The organism is Paraburkholderia sediminicola, from assembly GCF_046026895.1.
Classification (GTDB): domain Bacteria; phylum Pseudomonadota; class Gammaproteobacteria; order Burkholderiales; family Burkholderiaceae; genus Paraburkholderia; species Paraburkholderia sediminicola_C.
The window spans coordinates 1-12,104 of record NZ_JAQQEU010000127.1 but is presented as its reverse complement, the minus strand read 5'-3'; the positions used below and the strand labels follow the sequence as shown (position 1 = coordinate 12,104).

The window sequence follows — 12,104 nt, the reverse complement described above, 5'->3', positions numbered from 1 at the left end:
TGAGCGCCCGAGACGTTCGAACGGCGAAGTCTAAGCGCCGTCCAGTGTCCGAATGTGGCCGCACGCTGCCTGTCGCGGCCGACGACAGGCGTCCCCGCTTTTGCCGATTGTGCGAGATCCACCACTGCCCGTTTCTCTGCGCGATGGACAGTGCCGCAAATCGGCTGCTTTGCGCTGCATCAAGGCGGCTTGAACGCAAGCATCTGCCAAGCCCAACGCGGGCATACGGTGACAGCCCCTGGCGTTTCAGGCGACCGGCTTGCGCCACACGCTGGCTAGCCACGGCTGCCGCTCACGCGGCAAGCCGGCGGGCCGGTAATAGTGCTCAATTTCGACAAATCCCGCGCCCGCCATATATCGGCGCCATGCTTCGAGATCATGGAAGACGCCATAGCGGCCGTGGCTCCAGCCTTCCTGATTCGTGCCGCGCGGGTTGGAGCTGAACAGCACGCCGCCGACCTTCAGTGTCGCGTGCAATTGCCGCAACACGCGCGGCAACGCCTGACTCGGGACATGGAACAGCGCGGCGTTGGCGAAAATGCCGTCAAAGTGCGCAGCCGGCAAATCGAGATGCAGAAAATTCTGCTGCCAGACGTCGCAGCCGGTCGCGTCACGCGCCATTGCAACGAAGCGCTCGGCACCATCGAGGCCGACCGCGCAATGGCCGAGTGTAGTGAAGGCCTTGAGATCTCGCCCCGGCCCGCAGCCGAAATCCAGGATCGTAAGAGGGGGCTCGACTTCGATATGGTGCAGCAGCGCCGCGATGTTCTGCGTGACGTCGTGGCCGTACGTGCCGTCGCGGAAATCTTCCGCGTGCGCGTCGTAGTGCTGCAACGTGACGGCACTGATTTTATCGAGGTCGCGGGGGTCGAGTTCCATGCAGGAAGTATATCTCGGGGCATTTTCCGCACGACTACGTCGTACCTCCGGTGTCATCGGCCGTGGTCGGTTGCGTGCCGAACAGGATGAACAACGCGATTCCGTGTGCGCAACTGATTCGCCTTGGGTTTCCGAGGAACGCGCACGGTATCAGGCGAACGGCTGGAGATGGCCCGTACCTTGCCCATCGTCGTGCGATCGACCCGTGCGTGCCACGAGCGGCACCCCGCGACCCCACAACAGACCTTCGGGTTCGCGAGGCATCAATGGCGGCTTACGGGGCGCTTCGTTTCATCCGTCTTCGCAGCAAGGATGCTTCATGTCGACCGATCGACTGGGACAAATGCCGATTCATGATGAGTGGCATCACCTCCAGTGAAGTCTGCAGCAGAACTTCACCGAGTACGTCGCAGGGGGATCGCCGCTCTACGCTGGCTGAAATGACCTACGACATATCTGCAAGCCATGCGTAGTAGCCGATCACGAGCCCTGGGCTCACGAGAAAAGACAGGCTGCCCTTGATCAAGATTGCCGTTGCGAGTGCTCGGCCATGAGGTGACGCCTACAGATGACGTGCCCGATAATCAGCGCCTTTGCCTTCACGACGGTGGAAGCCGGCAACGCACAGCCGCTTAGCGCCCCATCCGCCCCGTCCTAGCTGCGCGAAATGCGATCGAGCAGTGCGGGATCGCGCGCATTCTTCGAATCGAACCGCACGACGACACTGCCATCGGCTTGCGGTCGCACGCTCGTCATCACGAGATCGCCGGCGAGTGCGCCGATGATCGTGCCGCTGGCAGGATCCTGCCCGGTAATCGACAGACCCTTGTCTCGCATCGCGTCCCACGCGGCCGCAAAGGACCAGTCAAAGCCGGCAGGTGCGGCGATGACGGTGCCGGGAGGTACTTCATAGTATGCACATCCCGTCAGAGGCGATATCTCCAACCCTAACTGGTCGAAATTGCGCGCCTCTTCTCCCACCTCCACTTGCACCGCCCTGCCTTTGCCGTCTTAAAGCGTCACGGTACGGGTGTCTGGTTCCATCGCGACGATGGTGGCCGTGAACTTCGCGGTTCCCACGACCGTGGCGCTACCTGGCGCGCTGGTGACATCCACTGAGGTTTGAGGCTGGGCAAGTCCGGGGCAGCCTGTCATCAGCGCAACCATCGAAACCATGACATGATTCGCTTTCCTTTCCGCCCTGCTGGCGACCGGACAGTAGACCACCGTACTGAGTCAGTTCTACCCGAAAGTACTGGGGAACACGGCAATGGCGCCGGTCCGGTGAACTCGGCACAGGGCATCTCACACACCCGCTCAACGCCTCGGGAAGTGGATCAAAATCAGTCTACGCACTGTCTGTCAAGGAAGGTATTGGACCTTGGTCCCATACGTCGCGCCCGCCTGGCTGGGCTATCCTTCATTTGGAACGGCAGTGCCGCACACTCCGGATCGCGACTCTTTCGATCACAACCATCCGACAAATGCAATCCGATCGTCCTACTCATGAAGGTGGACAGGCTGCCGTCGGGGCGACGCGATGGTTGCGTTGGCTGCCAGGCCTGGCGATGCTCAAGACGTATCGGGCTAGCTGGCTACCCAACGATCTGGCTGCCGGACTGGTGCTCACCACAATGCTGGTACCCGTCGGTATCGCATATGCCGAGGCGTCAGGCGTTCCAGGCGTCTATGGCCTCTACGCGACGATCGTTCCGTTGCTGGCGTATGCCGTCTTTGGTCCCAGCCGGATTCTGGTGCTCGGTCCGGACTCCGCACTCGCCGCGCCAATTCTTGCCGTCGTCATCGCTACCGCGGGCAGCGACCCCGCGCGCGCGATAGCGACGGCCAGCATGATGGCGATCGTCTCCGGGCTGTTCTGCGTCGTGATGGGACTTCTGCGGCTCGGCTTCATCACGGAACTGCTCTCCAAGCCCATCCGGTACGGCTACATGAACGGCATTGCGCTGACCGTCCTGATCAGCCAGTTGCCGAAACTTTTTGCCATCTCGTTTGATGATCGGGGACCGCTGCGCGATCTGCTGGCGCTTGGAACGGCCATCGGTGCGGGCAAAGCCAACTGGTACAGCTTCGCCGTCGGCGCGGGAAGCCTTGTGCTGATTTTGTTGCTCAAGCGCTTCGAAAAAGTGCCGGGCATCCTGATCGCCGTCGTTCTCGCGACGCTAAGCGTCATCGCATTCGGGTTGGACAGCGTCGGCGTCAAGGTACTCGGCAAGATCCCGCAAGGCCTTCCATCGTTCGCATTACCATGGGTCGGTGACGCCGATCTCGTCAAGATTCTGCTTGGCGGCTGCGCGGTCGCGCTGATCTCGTTTGCGGATACCAGCGTGTTGTCACGAACCTTCGCTGCGCGTTTTCATATGCGCGTGGACCCAAACCAGGAGATGGTCGGCTTGGGGGCGGCCAATCTGGCCGCTGGTTTTTTTCAGGGTTTTCCGATCAGCAGCAGTTCTTCGCGCACACCCGTGGCCGAAGCAGCGGGCGCCAGAACGCAGGTGACGGGCGTGGTCGGCGCGGTGGCGGTAGCGGTGCTCCTGATCGCTGCACCGAATCTGATGCGGTATCTGCCCAATAGCGCACTGGCCGCCGTCGTCATTGCCGCCGCCCTCGGCCTGTTCGAATTTACGGATCTCAGGCGCATCTATCGAATCCAGCAATGGGAGTTCTGGCTCTCCGTTGTCTGCTTCGCAGGCGTCGCCGTTTTCGGTGCGATTCCCGGTATCTGCATTGCAATCGTGATCGCGGTCATCGAGTTTCTCTGGGACGGTTGGCGTCCCCATTACGCCATTCTCGGGCGTGTGGAAGATCTGCGCGGCTACCATGACATCAAGCGCTATCCGCATGCCACGCAGATTCCGGGGCTGCTGCTGTTTCGCTGGGATGCGCCGTTGTTCTTTGCAAATGCCGAGCTTTTCCAGGAATGCCTGCTGAAAGCCGTCGATGAGTCATCGACGCCCGTGCGCAGGATCGTAGTGGCCGCTGAACCCGTAACCAGTATCGACGTGACCGCAGCGGACATGTTACGGGACCTGATTCGAATATTGGGCGAGCGCGATATCGCATTGCACTTCGCCGAAATGAAAGACCCGGTGCGCGACAAGCTCAGACGTTTCGAACTGTTGGACATCGTCGGCGATGAGCGATTTCATCCTACCGTGGGCAGTGCAGTCGACGACTACGTCGACCAGCACTGAACGTGATCGCTCGTCCGCTAGCGCGCGATCGTAGGGAGACAGCGAACATGGACTGGAATCGCTGGTATAGCTTGACGAGCTACCTGAGATCGTCGCTGTGGACGGTGCCGCTCATTGCAGTTGCGGTCTATGCCGTGGTCAAACCGCTGACTGAAGTGATGGGCAGATGGATGATCAGAGAAGGGATGCTCGATCCGAAAACCGGCTTCCTCGGGCTGTCCATGATTGGGGTGCGGTCGTTCGTCGGTGACATCGTTTCCGCAGACCTGGCGTGAACCTGGAAAGGCTGGTGGCCGAGGCACGGCGCGCTAACGCCGTCATCGAATTCGTGCCGCAAGTCGGTGATTTCGTCGCGGACGCTAGCGTTTCGTCTCGAACAAGAAGGTCCGCTCAATGACAGGCTGAAACCGCACGATCAATTGTCGCAACTCAACGTACTTGTGCAGCTTGAGCACCCGATGACATACCCGATCGTCCGCCAGCAGGTCACGGCCGGGGCACTGATATTGAGCGGCGGGTGCTTCGACATCACGACTGGCGACATGTTTGCCTATGAGCGCACGAACCGCTCATGCGAAGTCATCGACCGCGCGATGGCTGATCGGATGATTGCACGCCTTGCCGCACGGGTGCGGTGAGAGTGCGTGAAAGCTCTGCTACATAAATGTCTTTTCGGATCTATGGGCTAGCCGCCGTGAGAATGGCCTCCCTTCTTAGAAGGCTGATCCGGAGACATGACTGACATGTTCTGTACACGAAGGACCGCTGTCTGGCGCGTAGCCGACATTTGAACGCTCCCGCGAAGCCGCGAACCAACGTCCGTAGATGGCCGGTTGTACCCGCTGACCTATGCCGTCACAAAGCTGTAGTTGGCGCAGGGAGAATGGTTACGACTGGCGGTGTACGGCGAAAGAACTGAAGGACAGACACTCGCATCGTACCGATGAGCCCAGTTAGCTCGACGGCTTTGCGTTATCAAGGCCCGGGCAGAAACCCGACGTCTCCGTACCAGGCGCGTGTCGTGGTACCGGTATTGTCGGTATCGGTCAGCAGCCCGTAGCCGCTGATTCGTCCTGGCGGTTCGTGGAAGACCCGTTCGTAGTCTTGCACGACATTGCGGCGCAGGCTTTGCCACTGACCCGCATCGCCGGACAGACCCGAGACCACGATCATCTGCACGCGGTCGGTGTGAGGGTTGGCAATGACGGTGCCTGGCGCGGCGGTGGTCGACCAGATATACATCAGCGTGGCATAGGGCAACTCTTCGCCACCCAGGCGCTTTGCCAGGTCCATCTTGGCCCGGTCGAAAAACGATAGCTTGCTTTTGTCGCCGTCAAATAAGAACACCAGTCTCGCTGGCGCGTCTTCCTTCGATCCGACGCGGTTGTCGGCGCCCTCGATCGGTCTTTCTGCTTTCCAGCGCCATACCACGACGGGTGTGCGGACGAGGTCGACATTACCCTCGTGCATCAGCGCAGAAGCAGAGCGGTTTGCGTCCGCCTCCATGACGGTGGTATGGCCTTCGTGAACAAGCGTGTATTGCGTCATGGGCTTGCCGTGCACGACCGGCAGGTTCTTCCAGCCTGCGGGCAGTGGCGCGCCTGGCTCGATCGTGGAAAAGGCAATACCCGGCTTTTCGTCCTGGGCAAGGAGGGCTGGCGGCAACAGAAGGAGCGCGATGCATGCGGCGATCCAGACTGGCCGGGCTGTTCGTTTCCGCGCTCGATGTGTCAAGGGAAGATGCATGGCTGGTCGCATTCGTCTTTTGGCTAGCACATCCATTGTAGTCGGCTCAGCTGACGGCATTTCAGCGGACCTATACGCCGGCGCTTGGGTTCTGTTGATCTGAACGCCGGACCGTGAATCTGAAGCACAACACCCAACCCTGCGTTCGCGCTCTCTCGCACGCGGTCTTTTCCCAATGCCCCCTCCCGTCCCGAGCAAAGCAACCCGGCGCTATCGCCCCGTTGCAGCAAAACAAGAATACTCTGCGATGTTCGACAGGGTATGCTGCACGGTAGATGCCAACAACCTGGGGCTGGAAGCCGGAGTACATTTATGGTTGCAGTGGCTAAAAGCATCGGTAACAACAGACCACGCACGTTGAGACTGCAGTTCGCCATCCTGGTCGTGTGCTGCCTGTGCCGTGGCCGGCCCGCGTTGGGGCGGACGATGCTGCGAGCTTGAGCCACTAATACCTGCGCGTATGCGCCAGCCGTTTAGCTGTCACTTTCCGTCATCCGATGCGCGGTCTCAGGGGGCCTGCAACCGAGATCGCCAGTCGAAGCCCCGTCGCGACCTGCTTGTAACAGAGCCGCGTCTACACTGACACAGATGCCATACGGTTTCCGGATAATCGTTCGCATGGGAAGGGCATGTCATGACGAAACTTCGTTTTCTTGCCGCCCTGCTGGTTGGGATCTCGGTGCTCTCGTCGCCGGTGCGAGCCGCGTCGGGACCGGGTGCGTCCGCTGTGGCGCAAGCATCGTCACCCCCGGCTGCGGTTGCGAAAGCCCGCCAGCTGAACCTCGCGACCAAACCGTGGACCGGCGACTTCGACGCGATGCTCGAGCGCCGCTCGATCCGCTTTCTTGTGCCGTTCAGCCGTACGCTGTACTTCAACGACAAAGGTCGGGAACGCGGTCTGACCGCTGAACTCGCGCGCGACTTCGAACGTTACGTCAACAAGCGCTACGCCAGCCGGCTCGGCAAACGCCCGGTGACAGTCTTCCTGATTCCAACGACCCGGGACAAACTTCTGGCGAACCTCCAGACCGGGCTGGGCGATATCTCGGCGGGCAACCTGACGGCGACCGATGAGCGGCGCAAGCTTGTCGACTTTGTTGCGCCGCGTGACCGCAAGCCGGTCCGGGAACTGATTGTGACCGGTCCCCGCGCTCCGGCTATCACAACCCTGGACGACCTCGCGGGAAGGCAGGTGTATGTACGCAAGGCGACGAGTTACTACGAGAGCCTGACGGCGCTGAACGACCGGTTCAAGAAAGCGGGCAAGCCGCTCATGCAGATCACGCTGCTGCCCGACGTACTCGAAGATGAGGACACGCTCGAAATGCTCAATGCGGGAATGCTCGGCATCGTAGTGGTCGACGACTGGAAAGCAAAACTGTGGGCGCAAGTTCTGCCTCAGATCAAGGTCAGGGAGGATCTGGTGGTACGCAGCGAGGGCTATGTGGGTTGGGCGATCAGGAAGAACAGCCCGCAACTGCAGGCTGTGGTCACCGATTTCTATAACGAGTTTGTTCAAAAGCAGAGTGTCATCGACTACCGGCTCGCACAGTTCATGAAGCGTATCAGGCAGGTCACCAATGCTTCGGGTGCGGTCGAGCGCAAACGTTTCGAAGAGACACTTGCGCTCTTCGAGAAGTATGGCAAGCAGTATGGCTTCGACCCTCTGATGCTGGCCGCCCAGGGCTATCAGGAATCGCAGTTGAACCAGTCGGCGCGCAGTCACGCTGGCGCGATCGGCGTCATGCAGTTGATGCCGGGAACAGGCAAGGAAATGGCTGTCGGCAACATTCGTGTAACCGAGTCCAACATCCATGCGGGCACCAAATACATGGATCGGCTGATGACACGCTACTTTCCGGACGCGCACTTCGACGATGACAATCGCACGTTGTTTGCGTTCGCGAGTTATAACGCGGGGGCCGCCAATATCGCAAAGATGCGCAAGGAGGCCGCGGCCCGCGGGCTGGATCCGGACAAGTGGTTCAACAATGTCGAAATCGTAGTCGCAGAGAAGATCGGTATCGAAACCACGACGTACGTACGCAACATATTCAAATATTACGCCGCATACCGCCTGATCGTCGACGCACAGCAGGCGCGCGACAAGGCGATTCGCAAAATGCAGCCCGGCGGTTGACCGTTGTCGGGGCGGAGCCGACGTCCGAATGCCCAACTGAGGTTGCGGGCGAATGCCGCTTTATGGCCGCAGCTGGTCCGATGCTGAATGGATCAGATGGTGCGAGGTTTGATTGCCCTGCCCCGGGCGCAAGTCGACCCGTTCCAGACCTTGCGCCGGGCGGCATCTATTCGGCAGTTCTCGAGGTACAGCGGTCGTCCGTCAGAGTTTCGAACGTTATGTTGCGTTGCTGACGAGATCAACAAGAACGTCCGTACGAGATTCGCCGAATTCGATCTTTTGTCCGATGACGTCAGGATGGCCGGGAGTATCAGGCAGGTATTGGAAGACGGGATCTGCGTCGAGAAGACCAGCGCGGTTGGCGGTAGCCACAGGCAGAGGCGCGGACTTGGCCGCCATGATCTAATAAGGCAGCTATAACTTTGCCTGCCGCAACCGTCGTCACGACACCGGCCCGCCTGGACCGGCCCAGAGCGCTGCGCGCGCACGTCAGTAGGGCAACGGCAAACTGGCTCCGCGCTTCTCTGCAAGCACTCGTTCCAATCGCTATCCAGTGCGCGCTGCGCTATCGCCAAGACTTCCATAGCCTTTGCATAGTCGCTTTGCGCGCGACTTCCCGGCACTGACGCCGCATGTTCACGCATTGGCGCAGCAAATGAGGCTCATAACCGGCTCCATGGCGTTCGACTCACACGCCAGAACACAATTTTCATAGCTGTGCCTCGATCGGCAGAATGCCGAGAAACCAGATGCCTGCGCGGCGTAGCGCCGATACTTCCGGCTCGGAATCTAATACCGTGACGGTGCCGTCCTCGGCCGTATCGTTCCAGACGATATGGCTCGCGCCACTCACATCGGTGCGTAGTTCGAGCCGCCACGCTCCGCGGGTGAGGCTCGACTCGACGTGGTCGGTCACCTGCCGGGCGGCACGCTCGCTTTCGCAGTAGATACCTATCTCGGTGTTTAACTCGACCGAACGCGGGTCGAGGTTCATCGAGCCGATGAAGACGCCCTTGCGGTCGAACACATACGTTTTCGCGTGCAATGACGCCTTTGACGAGCCGAACACCGACTTCTTCTTGTCGACAGTGCCGCTGGTCGTCGCAACGGGTTTCAGTTCGTACAGTTGCACGCCTGCTTCCAGCAATGGCTTCCGGTAACGCTGATAGCCCGCATGCACCGCGGCGACATCCGTTGCCGCCAGCGAGTTCGTCAGCACCGTCACGTGCACGCCGTGTTGCGTCAGGCCGCTCAACCATGCCACGCCGCGTTTTCCGGGCACGAAATACGGCGAGACGATCAGCAACTCCTGGGTCGGCTCCAGCTTCAACGCCCTTAACTGCGATATCAGATGTCCTTCGGTGTCGCTGGGCGTGCGCGTGATCTTTGACGGGTCGTCATAGAGCAGCGTCGCCTTGCCCCAAGAAAACTCGGCATCGCGTGACTGGATCAACTGCGTCAGCCGCGCTTTCGCCTGCCGCACATACGCACCGTTCTCGTTAGACGCAAGCCAGGCATCCAGCTTCGCGCGGCGATCCGCTAGCGCCGATGGATCGGCCTGACGGCCGAGGAGGTTCTCGATCGGATACGACGCGTCCGAGTTCCAGTACTCGTCGAACGCCGTCGAAACATTACGCACGATGGGCCCGTGCACCAGCACGTCGAGATCGCCAAACGCGACGGTGCTCGACGCGCCGAAGTATTCGTCGCCAATGTTGCGCCCGCCGAGAATCGCCCCCTGGTTGTCGGCGATCAACGCCTTGTTATGCATACGCCGGTTGACGCGAGCAAACTCGGTGGCGGTGCCGAGCGTCTTGAACCGGCGGTTTGCGACAGGATTGAAGAGCCGGATCTCGATATTCGGATGCGAACTGAGCGCCAACAGCATCTGGTCGTCCGCATTCGTGCCCAGATCGTCGAGCAGGACGCGCACGCGCACACCGCGGTCCGCCGCTCTCAGCAAGGCCGCGGCGAGTTCACGGCCGGTCAGGTCGGCGTGCCAGATGTAGTACTGCAGGTCGAGCGAGCGCTCAGCATATTCCATCAACACAACGCGCGCGACGAGCGCGTCGACGGAGTCGGGCAGCAGATGAAATGCGCTTTCTCCCGGATGCTGCTGGTCTCGTGGTGTGAACGCTGCGCCGAGGCGCGTGGCCTGCATATCAGTGAGCGCGTGGGTGGGCACGCGGCCGGTTTGCGGTGGAAGGCTTGCGCACGAAGTCAGCAGGACGACGACGAACGCCGCAACAAGGCTTCGTAGGTTCATCATGCCGCTCTCCGCAGACTCGAAGGTGGATCAGATAAGCGAGCGACGCCAGCGGTTTCAAGTCGCGCACCTGAGGGCGCCTGGCTGGGGCGAGACATTGCACCGTGTTCGCGGCCCCGGACGACCTCAGCAACGCTGCCAGCCGCCTGACGACCATCGACGGATCGGCTGCCCTCAAACGCACGCCATCGAAGCCGCCGCGGCGCAGATCGTCGTAGTCACTGCCGGATTAACAGGCCGTATAGGCGGGAATCGGGATCGACGCCGTGGTCCCCGATTCACGCCAGGCCTTCGCAACCGCGAGACACGGTATCGAATGCTGTTTCGAGCGGAACCACTTGCGTTTGTCGTGCATCGTGGGCGGACGAAGGTTGACATGCAGGTACACCCGGATCCTGATCGTCTGACGACGATCTTATGGGAAGGCGACAAGGTGCAAGCTCCCGGATTTTCCGGGAGTAATCTGCCCGGCGTGGCCGGGCTGACCCGAGCAGCAGTTTGTTACTGGCCCGCCTCTTTCAATGTCAAGGAATTCTTGACTGACGTAACTCCGGGCACACTCCTCGCGATCGCTGTGGCCTTGTCTATCTGGCTCGGATCAGTGACGGCTCCCGCAAGTGTCACCGCACCGCCTTTCGCGATTATGTTCATTCTCGAAGTGGCAACGCCACCTTTCGAGAGGGCGTGAAGCACTTTCTTGCTGAGTGCCCGATTCGCCTGCCTGGTAGCCTTTGCGCTTCCCTCGGTCGCTGGCGCCGCGCCGGATTGAGTTGATCCTGCAGCCGGCTCGCTCGTTTGCGACCACGCGTTGATCGATGCCACCGCGATCAATCCGCTACCCACCAACATGAATGTTTTGGTCATCTTCATTGTTCTCTCCGACTCGGCTACGACAGGTCATTAAAGGATCGCGGTTCTGCCATAACGATGCGGGCTGTTCGCGCAGACTTGCAGTGCGTTGCGCTAGCCTTAACCATGCAGCGAGTTGAAGGCGCCCCATCCACAGATAATCTGTTCCCGTTTCACTCGCGACGCAATAGGACTTTGGACCAATTGGTGGGAAGCCCATGCTTCTGGGAGAGCGTCTCGGCGTCTACAACGCTGCTCCAACGGTCACATTTAATCAGGCGTGGTGAAAATGGCCGCGATTGTGCCCGTTTCCTTAGCTTCTTTTAACAGGCAGCCTATGAATATTCCAAAACTTTCGCAAGCATCGGCCCGATCAAAAGTTGGCAGGACTGATGCAGTGTACCTGCCTGTTCAGCCCGTCAACCTCGCCGGATCGTTACAAGTGCGCGTTCCGACGGCAGCGCGACCCTCACAGGCCGCCAAAAGGTCTCTGGACGGTCAATTTGTTGGTCACGGACGTCACTCCCGGAACCCCTGTCGCAATCTCCGCAACCGTGCCGATCTGTGCCGCATCCGTTACCGTGCCGTTCAGCGTCATCGCACCGTCTTTGGTTTTACTGAGATGGACCCGACGCCTCCCTCCGGGAGACACTGACGGACCTCAACCTGACGTGTGGAGGTTCATCATGGAAATCGACATTCTCGGTATTGATCTCGCGGAACAGGTCTTCCAGCTTCACGGGGCCGAACAGTTCGCGTCGTTGCTCGAGAGATAAAGTGTTGGCGCCCACTGTCTGCAAAGGAAATTCTTCAGCGTTTTCGGAGGATCCGTTCGTTATAGAATCTTCTCGGTTACTACTCTTCATTGCGACCTCCGCGATGTGCGGGTCGGATGACGGGAACAGCACTGAGACCGAACAGGTCCGTCTCCTTCGTCACGGGAACCGCCCGATCATGGCGGGAATCGGTTGGATAGGTAGCTTCGGATTCTGGGTTCGCTAGCGCTCGCTTT

At 60.2% G+C, this 12,104-nt stretch carries 8 protein-coding genes and 2 pseudogenes; 4 read left to right on the top strand and 6 right to left on the bottom strand.

What is annotated here, in order from left to right; genetic code table 11:
* Positions 1–246 precede the first annotated feature (246 nt).
* On the bottom strand, positions 247–879 hold the full coding sequence (locus PQR02_RS38150) for a class I SAM-dependent methyltransferase (protein ID WP_408243007.1): 633 nt from the start codon (positions 877–879) through the stop codon (positions 247–249).
* Between the two features lie 654 nt (positions 880–1,533).
* Entirely contained in the window at positions 1,534–1,872 is a 339-nt protein-coding gene (locus tag PQR02_RS38145; RefSeq protein ID WP_408243006.1) for a hypothetical protein, read from the bottom strand.
* 491 nt (positions 1,873–2,363) lie between these two features.
* Between PQR02_RS38145 and PQR02_RS38140 the strand changes: the two genes are divergently transcribed.
* The 3 genes and pseudogenes from PQR02_RS38140 to PQR02_RS38130 all read left to right on the top strand — a co-directional run.
* Positions 2,364–4,091, top strand: coding sequence for a SulP family inorganic anion transporter (locus tag PQR02_RS38140; protein WP_408243005.1), 1,728 nt, complete (start codon positions 2,364–2,366; stop codon positions 4,089–4,091).
* Between the two features lie 47 nt (positions 4,092–4,138).
* Positions 4,139–4,366: a hypothetical protein gene (locus PQR02_RS38135; RefSeq protein WP_408243004.1), complete on the top strand. Its 228-nt coding sequence runs from the start codon at positions 4,139–4,141 to the stop codon at positions 4,364–4,366.
* A gap of 84 nt (positions 4,367–4,450) precedes the next feature.
* Positions 4,451–4,729, top strand: a pseudogene (locus tag PQR02_RS38130) (carbonic anhydrase); the annotation flags it as partial.
* 337 nt (positions 4,730–5,066) lie between these two features.
* Here the strand turns inward: PQR02_RS38130 and PQR02_RS38125 are convergent.
* Positions 5,067–5,837 (bottom strand): DUF3047 domain-containing protein, encoded by a 771-nt coding sequence (locus PQR02_RS38125; RefSeq protein WP_408243003.1) that lies wholly within the window; start codon positions 5,835–5,837, stop codon positions 5,067–5,069.
* Between the two features lie 634 nt (positions 5,838–6,471).
* On the opposite strand from PQR02_RS38125, the gene PQR02_RS38120 reads away from it, so the two are divergent.
* Complete coding sequence (locus PQR02_RS38120) at positions 6,472–7,977, top strand: MltF family protein (protein ID WP_408243002.1); 1,506 nt, start codon at positions 6,472–6,474, stop codon at positions 7,975–7,977.
* Between the two features lie 709 nt (positions 7,978–8,686).
* On the opposite strand, the gene PQR02_RS38115 is transcribed toward PQR02_RS38120, so the two are convergent.
* The 3 genes and pseudogenes from PQR02_RS38115 to PQR02_RS38105 form a co-directional block, all read right to left on the bottom strand.
* Entirely contained in the window at positions 8,687–10,246 is a 1,560-nt protein-coding gene (locus PQR02_RS38115) for a phospholipase D family protein (RefSeq protein ID WP_408243001.1), read from the bottom strand.
* A gap of 498 nt (positions 10,247–10,744) precedes the next feature.
* Entirely contained in the window at positions 10,745–11,113 is a 369-nt protein-coding gene (locus tag PQR02_RS38110) for a BON domain-containing protein (RefSeq protein ID WP_408243000.1), read from the bottom strand.
* 448 nt (positions 11,114–11,561) lie between these two features.
* Positions 11,562–11,702, bottom strand: a pseudogene (locus tag PQR02_RS38105) (BON domain-containing protein); the annotation flags it as partial.
* Between the last annotated feature and the right edge of the window lie 402 nt (positions 11,703–12,104).

Bases quoted from the DNA above. Each gene is read 5' to 3' on its own strand.
- PQR02_RS38120 (WP_408243002.1), top strand. From the start codon at position 6,472: ATGACGAAACTTCGTTTTCTTGCCGCCCTGCTGGTTGGGATCTCGGTG.
- PQR02_RS38110 (WP_408243000.1), bottom strand. From the start codon at position 11,113: ATGAAGATGACCAAAACATTCATGTTGGTGGGTAGCGGATTGATCGCG.
- PQR02_RS38115 (WP_408243001.1), bottom strand. From the start codon at position 10,246: ATGATGAACCTACGAAGCCTTGTTGCGGCGTTCGTCGTCGTCCTGCTG.
- PQR02_RS38125 (WP_408243003.1), bottom strand. From the start codon at position 5,837: ATGCATCTTCCCTTGACACATCGAGCGCGGAAACGAACAGCCCGGCCA.
- PQR02_RS38140 (WP_408243005.1), top strand. From the start codon at position 2,364: ATGCAATCCGATCGTCCTACTCATGAAGGTGGACAGGCTGCCGTCGGG.
- PQR02_RS38135 (WP_408243004.1), top strand. From the start codon at position 4,139: ATGGACTGGAATCGCTGGTATAGCTTGACGAGCTACCTGAGATCGTCG.
- PQR02_RS38150 (WP_408243007.1), bottom strand. From the start codon at position 879: ATGGAACTCGACCCCCGCGACCTCGATAAAATCAGTGCCGTCACGTTG.